This is a genomic window from Sphingomonas bacterium, from assembly GCF_028292945.1.
GTDB lineage: Bacteria > Pseudomonadota > Alphaproteobacteria > Sphingomonadales > Sphingomonadaceae > Sphingomonas.
In genome coordinates, this window is record NZ_JAQGLJ010000027.1 from 1 (window position 1) to 15,217 (window position 15,217).

Sequence of the window (15,217 nt, forward strand, 5' to 3'; positions counted from 1 at the left end):
GGTGAACCTCGCGAATCTATAAGCTTTTGTTCATCTGTCCCACGCGGGGACGCCCCGGAATCAGGGCTGGCGACTCGCGCTCCGATTTGTAACTCCTGCGGCTGGCAAAGGCGCCTGATCGTAGCGCGCCGAACAGGCCACATAGGAGCGAAACATGCGCGATCTTTGCACCCAGGAACTCAGCTTCGTCTATGGCGCGGGCATGTCGCCGACGCCGCCGTCGAAGAAGCCCAAGCACAAGAAGAGCAGCTGCGGCAAGGGTTCGGGCGGCGGCAAGGGCTCGGGCAAGGGTTCGGGCAGCGGCAAGTACCGTCACGGCAAGGGCGGCTCCAGCTAAGCACCAGACCGTGACGCCCGGATCGTCCTTTGACGGTCCGGGCAGACGGCCGGGTCACTCGATCTTCAGCCTTTGCGGCCTATCGGCCGACCTGATGGACCCGCGATCGTACAACACCCAGATGCTGTGGCTGCTGGGGCAGCCGAGCCTGGAGGAATATCTCTCCTTCGTTCGAGACAAGGCGGTCGGCGGCGCCGATCTCGCTCCCGCGCTGCTTGCCGACGAATGGCGGCGCGCCAACGACCTGTATTATGATCTGGAAGCGAGCGAGGCCGGCGTGGCGGACACGGCGCAATGCCTGCCGCTACCAAGCGAGATGGAGGCGCTCGCGACGCAGTTGCGCGCCGACCCCTATTATCGCGAGACCTTCGACACGCTTCCGACAGAGATCCGAATGGTCGAACTCGACAAGCTGATCGTGTCGCAGAAGCACATCGCCAAGCGCTTCACCGATGCGCGTGCCGACGCGCTGGGGCCTGCGCCCGATGCCGAAAAACTGTTCCGCTTCTGTCAGCCATTGGAGCGCACCAATCCGCCGGTGACGATCCGGCGACTGGCGTCGAACCGTTACCTGTTCTCCTCGCCATCCACCGACCTGCGCGCGCATGAGCCGAAGCTGCTCAATGCGGACCAGACCGCGCGAATCGACAGTTTCGGACCGATCGCCGGCGCGTTGGGGCTGCTGGTCGGTTTCGGTTCGAATTTCCTGACCGCGATCCGCAGCGACAACCGCCTGGTGCTGCACAACGGCTATCACCGCGCCTACACGCTGCGCGCGCTCGGCATCACGCACGCGCCGTGTATCGTCGAGACGGTGACGAGAACCGACGAGCTCAGCATCGCCGCCAGCGAAACGGTGTCCGATCGGCCCGAATTCTACTTCCGGGCAAAGCGCCCGCCGCTGTTGCGCGATTTCTTCGACCCGCGGCTGGTGCGGACGTTCGACGCGCGACCGATGGAAACCACCGTCGAGATCGAGTTCAAGATGAAGAGCTGGTCTTCGGTCACGGTCTGAGCGCCGCAATCACGTCCTAGGGCTCGACGAATTCCACCTGCGCCACGCCCCGATCCGCGAGCTTGAACACGATCTTCGCCAGACATTTGCGGCTGGCGCTGTCCGGCGCGGAGACGCGGACCGGGACACCGGCGGCCCACTCGGCGGCGCGGGCGTTGAACTCCCTGCTCGACAGGATTCGGTTGGCGACTGCGATGTCGCAGCGGCGCTTGCGGGCGACCACGACGATTTCGGCAGGCATGGGGGCGAGCTGCAAGAGCGCGGCCAGGAGGATCACGCCTCAATTGCCTTGGGCGCCCGCGCCGCCAGCGCCCAGCGCAGCACGCCTGCGGTGGCGTTCGCGCCGAAGCGGATGGCGGGCCGGCTGAAGGTGCCGACCGCGCGGCCGTGAAGCGTGGCGGCCCAGGGCTGCATCAGCTCGACACCCGCCTGCAGCAGCAGCGCCTGGATCGGCGCGGTCGCGCCGTTGGTGGCGGGCTGGCCGAGCAGCGCCGTCGCCACCGCATGCGTGCGGCCGTCGAAGCGCAGCTCGGCACGAATCTCGCGAAAGTACGCCGCCATCGCGCGGCGGCTTTCCGGCACGTCCCCGGCGCCCATCAGCCGCGCCAGCACCGCCATCTCGGCCAGGTAGCGGTCCTGCCGCGCGCCCGTCATCCCCGGCTCGCGATAGGCGATGTAGGCGCGCAGGAAGCAGTCGGCTTCGGCGACATGCACCCAGGTCAGCAGGTGCGGATCGGTGGCGCTGTAGGGCGTCCCGTCGGGCAACGTGCCGCTCACATGCTCGTGGACCGCCCGCACCCGCGCGATCTGCGCGTGCGCGAGCGCGGTCGGGCCATAGGTGGTGCCGGCGACGAACTGCGCGGTGCGCTTGAGCCGCCCGGCCGGGTTCTTCTCCCAGTCGCTATGGTCCCACACGCCGGCCAGCGCACCGGGATGGAGCATCTGCGTCATCAGCGCCGCGACCCCGCCGATCATCATCGCGGAGAAATCGCCATGGACCTGCCAGGCCACCGAGCCTGGACCAAACAAGCCGGGATCGCCGGGTTCGCGCGCGAGCTTCATCTGCCCCGCGCCGACCAGGCGGTGGATCTCGTCCCGAATGGTGTCGCGCATGGTCACGGGCGGAGAGATAGGAAATGTGGGCCGGCATACCACTCAAGGCCTCCCGTCCCCGGGAGGATTTAAGCGCTGCCCGCGACCCGCTATACAGACCGCAATGCACTCCCTCGTCATCCTCACCGGCGCCGGGCTGTCCGCGGAGTCCGGCCTCGCCACCTTTCGCGGCCCCGGCGGGCTATGGGAGGGGCACCGGGTCGAGGATGTCTGCACGCCCGAGGCGCTCGCGCGCGACCCGCAGCTCGTGCACCGCTTCTATGACGAGCGTCGCGCCGGGCTGGCGTCGGTCGAGCCCAACGCGGCGCACCGGGCGCTCGCGCGGCTGGCGGCGGAGTGGCCGGGCAAGCTGTTGATCGTGACGCAGAATGTCGACGACCTGCAGGAGCGCGCGGGCATCGACGGCCATGGCAAGCGGCTGCTCCATCTGCACGGCGAGCTGCTGAGCGCGCTGTGTGTGCGCTGCGACCGTCGGCAACGCTGGGCAGAGGCGCTGCCGTCCGGCACGGCCTGCTATTGTCGGGGTAAGTTGAGGCCCGACATCGTCTTCTTCGGCGAGCTGCCGTACGGACTGGAGCAGGTGCTGGAGGCGCTGAAGCGGTGCGATCTGTTCGTGTCGATCGGCACGTCGGGGGCGGTCTATCCGGCGGCCGGCTTTGTCCAGCTGGCCTCGCAGGCGGGGGCGCGGACGCTGGAGCTGAACCTGGAAGCCTCCGCCGGCAGCGACTGGTTCGACGAGAGCCGGCTGGGGCCGGCGACGGAGCTGGTGCCGGCCTGGGTGGAGGAGGTGTTGGGCTGAGTGGGAGTGTGGGCCATTTTCCCTTCCCCGGCGAAGGGGTTTGGGCAACGGCCCCTTATTCCACCCAGTCCAGCCCCATCCCCCGGTAACTCTCGCGGTCCTCGTCCCAGCCCGGCTTGACCTTGACGTGGAGGTAGAGGTGGACCGGCTTGCCCCATAGCTCGGACAATTCCGCGCGCGCCGCCGCGCCGATCGCCTTCAGCATCTGGCCGCCCTTGCCCAGCACGATCGCGCGCTGGGTCGGGCGTTCGACCATCACCAGCTGGCGGATCTCGACCGAGCCGTCGGCGCGTTCCTCGAACGTCTCGGTGTCGACCAGGCTCGCATAGGGCAGCTCGGCGTGGAGGCGGCGGAAGATCTGTTCGCGCGTGATCTCCGTCGCCATCGACCGTTCGCTGGCGTCGGACACCTGATCCTCGGGATAGTGCCACGCGCCCGCCGGCATGTGCTTGGCCATCGCTGTTTTCAGCTCGGGCACGCCGTCGCCGGTCTCCGCGCTGACGAACCAGGTCTCGGCGAACGGCACCGCCGCGTTGAGCTTTTCGGCGTGGATCAGCAGCTTCTCCTTCGCCGCCAGATCGACCTTGTTGAGGATCAGCCATTTGGGCTCCGGCCGCTGCGCGATCGCCTCGATCACGGCGGTGACCTTGGGCCCGATCCCGCCCTTGCCGTCGACCACCAGGCACAGCAGGTCCGCGCCGTCCGCGCCGCCCCACGCGGCAGCAACCATCGCGCGGTCGAGGCGGCGCTGCGGCTCGAAGATGCCCGGCGTGTCGACCAGCAGCAGCTGCGTGTCGCCCTCCATCGCGACGCCCATGAGCCGCGCGCGCGTGGTCTGCGCCTTGGGGCTGACGGCGGCGACCTTCTGGCCGACGAGCCGGTTGACGAGCGTCGACTTGCCCGCATTGGGCGCACCGACGATGGCGACGAGACCGCAACTGGTCATGAGCTGGCCCTTTTTGGCAGGATGGTGCGTGGCTGGCTGACGCGTTTCCGCTTCGGCGGCGCTTCCGCCAGCAACGCGGCCAGCAGCAGCCGCGCCGCTTCCGTCTCCGCCTCGCGCTTGGTGGAGCCGGTCGCCTGTCGTTCCGCCTCGCCCAGTCGCGCGCTCACCGTGTGGCGGCGGGCGTGACCGGGGCCGGTCTGCTCGACAATGGCATAGACCGGCAGCCCGCGATTGCGCGCGAGCGCCCAGTCCTGCAGCTCGGCCTTGGGGTGGCGCGGCGCGGGAGCGTCGCGATCGACGCGGTCGGCCCACGCGCGACGCACCCAGCCGCGCGCCGTGTCCAGGCCGGCCTCCAGATACAGGGCGCCCAGCAACGACTCGACGACGTCGCCGAGCACGTAATCGCTGTCCTTGACCCCGTCGTCGGCCGCCTGCTTGTTGAGCCGCAGCTGGTCCGCCGCGCCGATCTCGCGCGCCACCTCCGCGCAGGTGGCACCCGAGACGAGCAGGTTGAGCCGCCGCGTCAGCTGGCCCTCGGGTTCCGCCGGGAACAGCTGGTACAGCCATTCGGCGATGCTCAGCCCCAGCACGCGATCGCCCAGGAACTCCAGCCGCTCGTACGATCCCTCATCCTCGCGGCTGCCGTGCGTCAGCGCGCGCGTCCACAACGCGGGGTCGCGCGGCTCGTGTCCGAACGTCGCACTTACCCAGGCGGCCAGGTCGCTCAGAAGCCTTCGCCGATGCGCTCGGGCCGCGCGGCGCTGAACCAGGTCCAGGGCTTGAGATACTCGGCCGACCCGTCGGTGGAGAAGGCGGTCACGCTGGCGCGGCCCTCCACGCGGCCGACGGGGATGTAGCCCATGCCGCGCGGCGCGGGGAAACGGCTGTCGAGCGAATTGTCGCGGTTGTCGCCAAGCAGGAAGACATGGCCGGCGGGGACCGAATACAGCCCCGTGTCGTCGCCATCGGACCCCGGCTTCGTGTCGAGCACGGCGTAGCTGCGGCCGCCGGGCAGCGTCTCGCGATAACGCTGGAACCGGCACACGGGCGCGGCTTCCAGCACCTCCGCATGGCCCGCCGGGCACAGCGCGAGCGGGAAATTCGGGGTGATCGGCAATACGAAGTCCGCCACCCGCTGGCGCGGCACCGCCTGGCCGTTCAGGATCACCTCGCCGCCCCGCACCTGGATCGTATCGCCGGGCAGGCCGACCACGCGCTTGATGACGTCGCGATCCGCGAGCGAGCGGAACACCACCACGTCGCCACGCGCCGGGCTGCTCCAGTGCAAGGTCGGCAACAGCGGCACGCCCCAGGGCAGCGACCAGCGCGAATAGCCGTACGGCCATTTCGCCACCAGCAGGTAATCGCCGATGAACAGCCGGGGCAGCATCGATTCCGATGGAATCGAGAATGGCGCGATGACGAACGACCGCAGGATCAGGACGCCCAGCAGCAGGGTCGCCATGAAGCGGAGCGTCTCGTGCGTCTCGCTGCGCTTGCGCCTGGGCCGGGAACGCTTCGCCATCGCGGCGGCGTTGGCGGCGCGACACGGGAACGTCAAGCGCATCACCTGTTCGGGCACCAGCGAGACCGCTAGGCGTTGACCCGACACCACCAACTGCAAGGTCGCATATTCATGGCCGACTGGTCCCGCATCGACGCGCTGCCAAGCCCCAAGCTGCTCGACCTGTTCGAGCACGAGCCGGATCGCGTCTCGCGGCTGACCTGCGACGTCGCCGGCATCCATTTCGACTGGTCCAAGACGCATCTGACCGGCGATGCAATCGCCGCCTTTGCTGCGCTTGCCGCCGACACCGGCCTTGCCGCGCGCCGCGACGCGCTGTTCGGCGGCGAGCATGTCAACGTCACCGAGGACCGCCCCGTCCTCCACACGGCCGAGCGTGGCGAGGGTCAGGTCGACGCGGTGGCGCTCGCCAAGCGCTTCCATGCCCGCATGCGCCAGCTGATCGACGCGATCGAGGGCGGCGCGCTGGGCGCGGTGCGGCACATCCTGCATGTCGGCATCGGCGGCTCCGCGCTCGGCCCAGACCTGATCGTCGACGCGCTCGGCCGAGACGAGCAGCGCTACGACGTCGCGATCGTCTCCAACGTCGACGGCGTCGCGCTGGAGGACGCGATGGCACGGTTCGATCCCGCCGCGACGCTGCTGGTGATCGCGTCCAAGACCTTCACCACCACGGAGACGATCCTGAACGCCACCAGCGCGCTGCAATGGATGACCGAGCACGGCGTCGCCGATCCCTATGGCCGCGTCATCGCGCTCACCGCCGCACCCGACAAGGCGGTCGAGTGGGGCGTCGACGAGACGCGCGTGCTGCCGTTCGGCGAGGGTGTCGGCGGGCGCTATTCGCTGTGGTCCTCGATCGGCTTTCCTGCCGCGCTGGCGCTGGGCTGGGGCGCGTTCGAGGAGCTGCTGGAGGGTGCCGCCGAGATGGACCGGCACTTCCGGCTCACCCCGCTGGAGGCGAACGCGCCGGCGCTCGCGGCCTTTGCCGATCTCTATTATACCCAGGTACGCGGCGCGGAGACGCGCGCGACCTTTGCCTATGACCAGCGGCTGCGGCTGTTGCCGCCCTATCTCCAGCAGCTGGAGATGGAGTCGAACGGCAAGGGCGTGACCGTCGCCGGCGCGGCCGTCGGCCGCCCGACGGCACCGATCACCTGGGGCGGCGTCGGCACGGACGCGCAGCATGCGGTGTTCCAGCTGCTCCACCAGGGCACGCACCTCGTCCCCGTCGAGTTCGTCGCGGCGATCGAGCCCGGCGATACGTTGACCGACGAACACCACCGCCAGCTGCTGCTCAACGCCTTTGCGCAAGGGGCGGCGCTGATGGCGGGCAAGCAGGTCGACGACCCGGCAAGGTCGTACGCGGGCGACCGGCCGTCCTCCACCATCCTGCTCGACGACCTGACACCGCGCACGCTGGGCGCGCTGATCGCGTTCTACGAACACCGCGTGTTCGTGAACGGCACGCTGCTCGGCATCAACAGCTTCGACCAGTTCGGCGTCGAGCTGGGCAAGGAAATGGCCAAGGCGGCGGGGAGCGGTGGTGAGTTCGATGCCTCGACGGCGGACCTGATCCGGCGGGCGGGACTGGACTGAAGCGTTCCGCGCACTATGTGTATAAACGGTGGAGTTCATACACATACGGACTGATATCGAGATCGATGATGACCTCATGGCCGAAGCCATGAAGGAGCTTGGTGTTACGACGAAGCGCGACGCGGTCGACAAGGCACTGCGCGAGGCGGTGTGGATCAAGCGGCAACTGCGTGCTTGGGACAAGATGCGTGGCTCGGGCCGGGTCGGAGATAAACAGGAAATTCGCGGCAATAGGTACACCGTAGAAGCGTGAGGGTCGTCGTCGACTCAAGCGTTTGGATCGATCTCGCCGGTGGTCGGCCTACCATGCAAGCGACGGCCGGCCGTCGCTTCATCGCTCGCGCTGAAAGGGTGGTAGTGGGCGATCTCGTGCTGACCGAGATATTACAGGGTACTCGCGATCGCCGCGACTTCGCGCGCAAGCTCGCTTGGTTAAGCACGTTCGATCAGCTCACCGTTGTCGATGCCTACATCGCGGTCCATGCCGCCCGAAATTTACAATTTTTGAAGGCACGCGGCATCGCCGTCCGAAAGACCATCGATACGCTGATCGCAACTCGCCGCATCATCGACGACGTACCTCTCCTGTACGGCGATCGCGACTTCGACCCCTTCGTCGAGCATCTCGGCCTCAGATCTGCACTCAATACCGCGTTTGGAACAGATTGATGCCCTATGACTACGACCTCTTCGTCCTGGGCGCAGGCTCGGGCGGCACCCGCGCCTCGCGCGTCGCGTCCGCGCATGGCGCGCGGGTGGCGGTGGCGGAGGAGTTTCGCGTCGGCGGGACCTGCGTCATCCGCGGCTGCGTGCCCAAGAAGCTGCTCGTCTATGGCGCGCATTTCGCCGAGGATCTGAAGGACGCCAGACGCTTCGGCTGGGACGTTCCCGACGACTGCCCGTTCGACTGGCCGCGCCTGCGCGATGCCGTCAATGCCGAGGTCGACCGGCTCAACCAGGCCTATACCGACACGCTCTGCAACAACGGCGTCGAGATCATCGCGCAGCGCGCCGAGGTGACCGGCCCCCATTCCGTGCGCCTCGCGAGCGGCGAGACGAAGACCGCCGAGCGCATCCTGGTGGCGGTCGGCGCGCATCCCGCGATCCCCGACTTCCCCGGCAACGAGCACGGCATCACGTCCAACGACGTGTTCCACCTGCCCACCCTGCCCAAGCGGGTGCTGATCGCGGGCGCGGGCTATATCGCCAACGAGTTCGCGGGCGTGTTCCACCAGTTCGGGTCGCACGTCATCATCATGAACCGCAGCCAGGAGATCCTGCGCGGATACGAGATCGCGCTGCGCGACCGGCTGCTCCAGATCTCGCTGATGAAGGGACTCGAGTTCCGCTTCGATGCAACGTTCGAGCGGATCGAGAAGAACGGCGAGGAGCTGACGGTGCACATGACCGGCCACGAGCCCGCGACCGTCGACCTGGTCCTGTTCGCGACCGGGCGCATTCCCAACACCGCCGGCCTGGGGCTGGAGAGCGCCGGCGTCGAGCTGGAGAACGGTGCGGTCCGGGTCGACGCGGACAACCGCTCGACGTGCGACAGCATCTTCGCGATCGGCGACGTCACCAACCGCATCCAGCTCACCCCCGTCGCGATCCGCGAAGGGCAGGCGTTCGCCGACACCTTTTACGGCAACAAGCCGACGCGGGTCGATTACGCCTGCGTGCCAAGCGCCGTGTTCAGCCACCCGCCGATCGCGCAGGTCGGCATGACCGAAAGCGAGGCGCGGCAGAAGCTGGGCAGCGTGAAGGTGTATTCCAGCGACTTCCGCCCGATGAAGAACGTCCTCGCCGGCCGCAACGAGCGCGCGCTGTACAAGATGGTCTGCGACGGCAACACCGACCGCGTCGTCGGCATCCACATGATCGGCCCGGACGCGCCCGAGATCCTTCAGGCCGCGGCGGTGTGCGTCAAGGCGGGGCTGACCAAGGCGCAGTTCGACGCGACTGTGGCGCTGCACCCGACGATGGCGGAGGAGCTGGTGCTGTTGAGGTAAAGCCAGGTCAGGCGACGTCCATGCCTTATTTCGGCCATAGACAGCACGTGTATTTTTTGGAACAACCCGCATGACCGACGAGCCGGGCTCATCGGTTTCGGATCACAAAAGGGCATCCCACCATGAAGAAATTTGTCGTTCTCGGCCTCGCCGCCGGCCTGGCCTCGCTGGCCGCCTGCAACCAGACCCCGAAGGAGCAGGCCGCCGATAACATCGAGGCGAACGCCGAGATGATGGCCGACAACATCGAAGAGATGGCCGACAACGCCACCACCGACAACGCCGAGGGCATGCTGGAGAACCAGGCCGACGCGATCCGCGAGACCGGCCAGAACCAGGCCGAGGACATGCGGACGAACGACGCCGACACGAACCTCGCCAACGGCATGTAACGACGGGCGCACCGTTGCCGGAGGCCCGGGCTGCGCTGGTCGCGGCCCGGGCCTCAGCCTCGGGCCGGTACTGGCCATGCCCCTATCCGGGCGATGAGGGCGCGGAGTTCCTAGGCGATGGTGCAGGCGTCCCTTGCGGCCAGGCAACGCCCGTCACCAGGCCGTGTGTCTCTACGCCGCGCGGGCGGGTCGCAGGTCGATCATCGCCGCCACGATCTCCGCCAGTGCGGCGAGCTGATCGAGGGCGTGCTTCGAGACGGATCGTACACGCGAATCGATGACGCACAGCGACCCGACCGTGACGCCGTCGCTCGTGATGACGGGAAGACCCGTATAGGTTTTGATGTTCGGCGCGTTCGTCACCAGGGGATGGGCGGAAAAACGCTCATCCGTCGCGGCGTTCGAGACCACGAAAGCTCCGCCCTGAGAGATAGTGTAGTTGCAGAATGCCTGATCGCGCGGGGTGTGCTCGACCGGCAGGCCGAAAGACGATTTCACCCACTGCGTATCCCGGTCGATAAAGGTCAGGAGCGACACCGGAAACGCGGTCAGCTTCGCCGCGTTCTTCGTGACGAGATCGAAACAGGGCTCTCGCTTGGCGTCGAACAACAATTTGCGCTCGCCGACGATCAGCCGGTGCCGCTCGTCGGCGGGGACGGGGAACGGGATCACGGTGGCAGAGGTCGGTTCGGCGGCGGTCGGCATCGTGGTCATGTCGCCCCCGAACGTGCTCAGGTGATGACGTCTCGCGCGAACCTTGTTCGCGGCGCTCTTCACCTGCTTGAAGAACAGGTCGGGGTTCTCCACCAGATCCCTCTTCGCCAGGCACACCGACGCACCCGCTTGCAGAAGACGCGAGTACAGGAGCCGGTTCTCCACGGCCTTGTCCGATACGATGATCTTGCAGACGGAGGGCAGATCGTTGATCAGCGCAAGCAATGCCTCCCCGTCCAGATACGGCATGCAGAAATCGATCGTGACGATGTCCGGCATCAGGCGGCGGATGAGTTCGGGCGCGGTGGCGGCGTCGGCGGCGAAGCCCACCACGCGAAAGTCCGCGCGGCTGCTGAACGCATTGTCCAGAATCGCCTGGATCGTCCGCGAATCGTCGACGATCACAACCCGACGTTCCAATGTCGCTCTTCCTGCTTGACCGCACCTGATCGCGCGATCCACCGGGTCGCCATGCCAACCTGACGGGGCGATATCGCAGCGGCACTCTTACGAAACGTTACCGGATTAAAATATAGATCAATATTCTGCGTCATTATCAGAGCGGTCAGTAGGCGGCAGTCCTGCTTACGGATCGAACGGGCGCGCCGCTGTAAGCGCCGGGTTCGTCGCTGAGGGTCACGGCCCGATGCATACCGATAACCGCCGCGCGTCTTCGACCGATCGGGCAGGGGGCCGGGATCACCCAGCCCCCGTATCTTCCCGAACGACCACCCGGGGCTAACGCGACTTCTTGTACAGCTTGTTCGCGATTTCGAACATCTCCTCGGGCGCATAGTCCGGGGTGAACGCGCACGGCACGCCTGCGAGCTGGGCGATCTTGTGACCCTCGGGAATGCCGTCGACCACCTCCAGCGCACCCGGCGGATCGCCCGGCAGCGCGACCTCATCGTTCGACCAGATGCCCGCGATCTCCTTATAATCGTCCGGACTCCAGGTGTAGAGCCGGCGATGCGAGCCTTCGTCCAAATACTTCTGGCTTTCCGGGATCTTCGACAGGTCGATGTTGGGGGTCGGCAGCATCTTCTTGATGTCGACGCCGGTGATCTTCTCCAGCGCCAGCGCATAGGCGTGCGCGTGGACGGAGCCGCGCACCAGCAGATAGCCGCACACCTCGCGGCCCGTTGGGTCGCTCAGCGTCTCGTATACGCGCAGCTTGTGCAGCCGCGCGCCGCATTCGAGGTGGAAATTGTGCAGCAGGTCGGTGACGACGTTGCCGGTGGTGGTGATGAAGTCGTTGTTCCACGACCGGCCCATCGAGTCGGTCGGCGTCGCACCACCGCCATTGGACAGGAAACTCGCCGCGTCGCGGATCTCGGCCATCGCCGCGAACGGCGTCATCGACACGTCGCCGCCGTCACCGGTGTCGTCGCCGTCGGGACCGTTGGCGAGCATGTTGACGCCCGCCGACACCAGTTCGACATGGCCCAGCTCCTCCGCCGTGATCGACGCGACGAGGCTGTAGAACGGGCGCAGCTTGGACTTCGATTTGAAATTGAAGCTCTGGAACATGTAGTTCCCCAGCGTCGACATCTCGCCATATTTGCCGCCGAGCAGCTCGCGCAGCGCGGCGGCGGCGTTGGGGTCCTGCTTTTCGGGGGGCGGCAGATCGGCCTGCAGCTTGTCGACGCGCATGAACATTGGGCTTCTCCTGAGATCGGCACACCAACAGCGGGTGCAGGACAATGTGTCCCGCCCCGCCGGCACTATCGTACTGCTTAAGGTTAACGTCCGGCGGTCAGCGTCCGGTAAACTGGCCAGGCCGCCGCTCGTTCACCGCCCGCACGCCCTCGGCATAGTCGGCGGTCGCCTGCAGCCGCTGTTGTTCCGCCAGTTCGTGGTCGGTCTGGCGTTCGACCAGCGCATGCAGGTCGCCGCGGATGGTCGCGCGCGTCGATTGCACCGCCAGTGGCGCGGCGGCGGCGATCTCCCGCGCCAGCGCCAGCGACGCCGTGTCGAGTTCCTCGGCGGCGACCAGCTGATCCACCAAGCCCCAGTCGGACGCCTGCTCGCCGCCGATGCGGCGGCCGGTGAGCAGCATCAGCTGCGCGCGCTGCCGGCCGATCACGCGCTCCAACACCGCCGAGATGCCGAAGCCGGGGTGAAAACCCAGCTGAACGAAATTGGCCACGAAACGCGCCTGCGGGGTGGCGACACGAAAATCGGCGACCAGCGCCAGCCCCAGCCCCGCTCCCACCGCCGCACCCTGAACGGCGGCGACGACCGGCTTCTTCACCGCGAACAGCCGCGCGGCGGCGACGTAGAACGGGTTGCGCTCGCCCGCCGCCGCCCGGTCGGCCGATACGGGATTGGCGTTGGCGAGGTCTGCGCCCGCACAGAATACCCGACCTTCGGAGCGCAGCAGGATGCTGCGCACGTCGTGCTCGGCATCCGCTGCCGCGAACGCAGCGCCGACGCCTTCGATCAGCGACAGATCGGCGAAATTGTGCGGTGGCCGCGCGAAAGTGACGACAGCGACATGGCCGTCCCGCGTGCTGGTGACCGTCATCTTCTCTCCTGCTTCCTGCGGCGCTATACCGTCGCATACCCAAAGCCGGAAAGGTCTGTCCATGCGCGAAGCCGCGATCGTCTCCACCGCCCGTACCGGAATCGGCAAGGCCTATCGCGGCGCGTTCAACGCCACCGAAGCGCCGGCGCTTGCAGGCCACGTCATGGCCGCCGCGGTCGAGCGCGCGGGGATCGATCCCGCCCGCATCGACGACGTGTTCTGGGGCGTCGGCAATCAATGGGGGACGCAGGGCGGCAATGCCGGGCGCATGGCGATTTTCGCCGGCGGGCTGCCGCACAGCGTCCCGGCGTTCACGCTGGACCGCAAGTGCGGTTCCGGGCTGACGGCGGTGGCACTTGCCGCGCGATCGATCATCGCCGGCGACATCGACGTGGCGCTTGCGGGCGGGATGGAGTCGATCAGCTTCACCGTCACCAAGGACGCACCGCGCTATGTCAATCAAAGCGTGCTCGCCAGGGAACCCGCCGCCTACATCCCGATGATCGAGACCGCCGAGATCGTCGCCGAGCGATACGGCATCAGCCGTCAGGCGCAGGATGAATATGGCGCGCAAAGCCAGCAGCGCGCCGCCGCCGGCCTCGCCAACGGCGCCTTTGCCGAGGAGATCGTCCCGATCACGGTCGAAAAGGCGCTGTTCGACAAGGCCGGCGAACGGACCGGCACCGAGACCGTCACCGTGACGCAGGACGAGGGCATCCGCCCCGGCACCACTTACGAAGGCCTGGCGGGGCTGAAGACGGTGTGGGCCGGCGGCGACTTCAGCGGTCCCGGCACTAGCGTGACGGCGGGCAACGCCAGCCAGCTGTCGGACGGCGCGGCGGCGCAGATCGTGATGGATCGTGCGACGGCGCAGGCCGAGGGCAAGGAGATCCTGGGCATCTATCGCGGCTTCCAGGCGGCGGGCTGCGGCCCCGAGGAGATGGGGATCGGCCCGGTGTTCGCGATCCCCAAGCTGCTCGACCGCGCCGGGTTGTCGGTCGGCGACATCGGCCTGTGGGAGCTGAACGAGGCGTTCGCGTCGCAATGCCTGTACTGCCGCGACAAGCTCGGCATCGACCCGGAGAAATACAACGTCAACGGCGGCGCGATTGCTGTCGGGCATCCGTTCGGCATGACCGGCAGCCGCCTGATCGGCCATGCGCTGATCGAGGGTCGCAAGCGTGGCGTGCAGTGGGTGGTGGTGTCGATGTGCACCGCCGGCGGCATGGGCGCGGCGGGGCTGTTCGAGCTGGTCTGAGGCGCGGCCACCTCCGCGCCGCTCGCGCGGCAGCGCGGCAGGCCAGCCCGGACGGCGGGCGGGCGAAGCCTGACCCGTTCGACGTCAGGCGACGGCTTTGCCGCCGCCACTCGCCCGCGCGGCGCGTACGCTGTCCCACGCATACAACGCGCATCCGGCGCAGATCAGCGCCAGGGTGACGAGATATACCGGGCGCAGCGGCTCGCCGAACAGGAACACCGCCTGCGCGAACGCCATCGCGGGCGCGATGTACTGCAGCAGGCCGAGCGTCGTGTAGCGCAGCCGCCGTGCCGCCGACGCGAACAGCAGCAGCGGGATCGCGGTCACCACGCCGGAGAACGCCAGCAGCGCGTCCAGCCGCATGCTGCCGCCCCATGCCTGTCCCCCCGTCGCCGCCGAGAACGCCAACACTCCCGCCGCCACCGGCGCCAGCATCAGCGTTTCCACCAGCAGCCCGCCCAGCGCGTCGATCGCCACCACCTTGCGCAGCAGCCCGTACAGTCCGAAACTCACCGCCAGGGTGAGCGAGATCCACAACGCCCCGCCCCCCAGCGCCAGTGCCAGCACGCCCGCCGCCGCCAACCCCACCGCCATCGCCTGCACCGGCCTGATTCGCTCGCGCAGCACCAGCACGCCCAGCGCGACGTTCACCAGCGGGTTCATGAAATAGCCGATGCTCGCCTCCAGCACGCGCGCGTTGGCGACCGCCCAGATATTGACCAGCCAGTTGACCGAGATCAGCACCGCGCTGGCGCACAATATCAGCAGCACCCTGCCCCGCGCCGCCGCCCGGATCGTGCCGAACCGCCGCAGCACCGCGACGATGAGCAGCAGGAACAGCAGCGACCACAGGATGCGATGCGACAGGACGTGCAGCGGCGACACGTCGCCCAGCAGCTTGAAGTACAGCGGCAACAGCCCCCAGATCAGATAGGCGCCGAGTGCGTGCAGCAGGCCGGTTCTGGTTTCGCGATCGGTCATGG

The 15,217-nt window shown here is 67.7% G+C and carries 18 protein-coding genes; 9 read left to right on the forward strand and 9 right to left on the reverse strand.

Annotation, left to right across the window (positions count from 1 at the left end):
* Positions 1 to 154 precede the first annotated feature (154 nt).
* The gene (locus JWN21_RS03435; RefSeq protein WP_299646252.1) at positions 155 to 337 is read left to right on the forward strand and encodes a hypothetical protein; all 183 of its coding nucleotides are present in this window, start codon (positions 155 to 157) and stop codon (positions 335 to 337) included.
* Positions 338 to 431: 94 nt separating this feature from the next.
* Complete coding sequence (locus tag JWN21_RS03440; protein WP_299646254.1) at positions 432 to 1,352, forward strand: hypothetical protein; 921 nt, start codon at positions 432 to 434, stop codon at positions 1,350 to 1,352.
* Positions 1,353 to 1,368: 16 nt separating this feature from the next.
* Here JWN21_RS03440 and JWN21_RS03445 read toward each other — a convergent pair whose 3' ends face one another.
* Together JWN21_RS03445 and JWN21_RS03450 are read right to left on the reverse strand one after the other, a co-directional pair.
* Positions 1,369 to 1,629 (reverse strand): hypothetical protein, encoded by a 261-nt coding sequence (locus JWN21_RS03445; protein ID WP_299646256.1) that lies wholly within the window; start codon positions 1,627 to 1,629, stop codon positions 1,369 to 1,371.
* The gene (locus JWN21_RS03450) at positions 1,626 to 2,465 is read right to left on the reverse strand and encodes an oxygenase MpaB family protein (RefSeq protein WP_299646258.1); all 840 of its coding nucleotides are present in this window, start codon (positions 2,463 to 2,465) and stop codon (positions 1,626 to 1,628) included. Before JWN21_RS03450 ends, JWN21_RS03445 begins: the two co-directional genes overlap by 4 nt.
* Before the next feature lie 103 nt (positions 2,466 to 2,568).
* Here JWN21_RS03450 and JWN21_RS03455 point away from each other — a divergent pair, with 103 nt between their 5' ends.
* Positions 2,569 to 3,264: an NAD-dependent deacylase gene (locus JWN21_RS03455; protein WP_299646260.1), complete on the forward strand. Its 696-nt coding sequence runs from the start codon at positions 2,569 to 2,571 to the stop codon at positions 3,262 to 3,264.
* Positions 3,265 to 3,319: 55 nt separating this feature from the next.
* Here the strand turns inward: JWN21_RS03455 and era are convergent, their stop codons facing one another.
* Genes era through lepB form a run of 3 tightly spaced genes read right to left on the reverse strand, consistent with a single transcriptional unit; the run spans position 3,320 to position 5,735 of the window.
* The gene (era, locus tag JWN21_RS03460; protein ID WP_299646262.1) at positions 3,320 to 4,210 is read right to left on the reverse strand and encodes a GTPase Era; all 891 of its coding nucleotides are present in this window, start codon (positions 4,208 to 4,210) and stop codon (positions 3,320 to 3,322) included.
* The gene (rnc, locus tag JWN21_RS03465; RefSeq protein WP_299646316.1) at positions 4,207 to 4,938 is read right to left on the reverse strand and encodes a ribonuclease III; all 732 of its coding nucleotides are present in this window, start codon (positions 4,936 to 4,938) and stop codon (positions 4,207 to 4,209) included. The genes era and rnc overlap by 4 nt, the downstream gene beginning before the upstream one ends.
* A complete protein-coding gene (gene lepB, locus JWN21_RS03470) occupies positions 4,935 to 5,735 on the reverse strand; it encodes a signal peptidase I (RefSeq protein WP_299646264.1) in 801 nt (266 codons plus the stop codon). Before lepB ends, rnc begins: the two co-directional genes overlap by 4 nt.
* A 111-nt stretch (positions 5,736 to 5,846) precedes the next feature.
* On the opposite strand from lepB, the gene pgi reads away from it, so the two are divergent.
* The 5 genes from pgi (at position 5,847) to JWN21_RS03495 (ending at position 9,735) form a co-directional block, all read left to right on the forward strand.
* Positions 5,847 to 7,334: a glucose-6-phosphate isomerase gene (gene pgi, locus JWN21_RS03475; protein ID WP_299646266.1), complete on the forward strand. Its 1,488-nt coding sequence runs from the start codon at positions 5,847 to 5,849 to the stop codon at positions 7,332 to 7,334.
* Between the two features lie 28 nt (positions 7,335 to 7,362).
* Positions 7,363 to 7,587, forward strand: coding sequence for a type II toxin-antitoxin system VapB family antitoxin (locus JWN21_RS03480; protein ID WP_299646268.1), 225 nt, complete (start codon positions 7,363 to 7,365; stop codon positions 7,585 to 7,587).
* Positions 7,584 to 8,003, forward strand: a complete 420-nt coding sequence (locus JWN21_RS03485) for a PIN domain-containing protein (RefSeq protein WP_299646270.1) — start codon at positions 7,584 to 7,586, stop codon at positions 8,001 to 8,003. The genes JWN21_RS03480 and JWN21_RS03485 overlap by 4 nt, the downstream gene beginning before the upstream one ends.
* Positions 8,000 to 9,343 carry a glutathione-disulfide reductase gene (gene gorA, locus JWN21_RS03490; protein ID WP_299646272.1) on the forward strand — a complete coding sequence of 448 codons (1,344 nt, stop codon included), beginning with the start codon at positions 8,000 to 8,002 and terminating at the stop codon, positions 9,341 to 9,343. Before JWN21_RS03485 ends, gorA begins: the two co-directional genes overlap by 4 nt.
* Before the next feature lie 122 nt (positions 9,344 to 9,465).
* Positions 9,466 to 9,735, forward strand: a complete 270-nt coding sequence (locus JWN21_RS03495; RefSeq protein ID WP_299646274.1) for a hypothetical protein — start codon at positions 9,466 to 9,468, stop codon at positions 9,733 to 9,735.
* Positions 9,736 to 9,906: 171 nt separating this feature from the next.
* On the opposite strand, the gene JWN21_RS03500 is transcribed toward JWN21_RS03495, so the two are convergent.
* From JWN21_RS03500 to JWN21_RS03510, 3 genes are all read right to left on the reverse strand, one after another.
* Positions 9,907 to 10,869 carry a response regulator gene (locus JWN21_RS03500; protein WP_299646276.1) on the reverse strand — a complete coding sequence of 321 codons (963 nt, stop codon included), beginning with the start codon at positions 10,867 to 10,869 and terminating at the stop codon, positions 9,907 to 9,909.
* A 318-nt stretch (positions 10,870 to 11,187) separates the two neighbouring features.
* Positions 11,188 to 12,108, reverse strand: coding sequence for a manganese catalase family protein (locus tag JWN21_RS03505; RefSeq protein WP_299646278.1), 921 nt, complete (start codon positions 12,106 to 12,108; stop codon positions 11,188 to 11,190).
* A gap of 97 nt (positions 12,109 to 12,205) precedes the next feature.
* Entirely contained in the window at positions 12,206 to 12,976 is a 771-nt protein-coding gene (locus JWN21_RS03510; RefSeq protein ID WP_299646280.1) for an enoyl-CoA hydratase/isomerase family protein, read from the reverse strand.
* 61 nt (positions 12,977 to 13,037) lie between these two features.
* Between JWN21_RS03510 and JWN21_RS03515 the strand changes: the two genes are divergently transcribed.
* Positions 13,038 to 14,234, forward strand: a complete 1,197-nt coding sequence (locus JWN21_RS03515; protein WP_299646282.1) for an acetyl-CoA C-acyltransferase — start codon at positions 13,038 to 13,040, stop codon at positions 14,232 to 14,234.
* 84 nt (positions 14,235 to 14,318) lie between these two features.
* On the opposite strand, the gene rarD is transcribed toward JWN21_RS03515, so the two are convergent.
* Positions 14,319 to 15,215: an EamA family transporter RarD gene (gene rarD, locus JWN21_RS03520; RefSeq protein ID WP_299646284.1), complete on the reverse strand. Its 897-nt coding sequence runs from the start codon at positions 15,213 to 15,215 to the stop codon at positions 14,319 to 14,321.
* Positions 15,216 to 15,217: the final 2 nt, after the last annotated feature.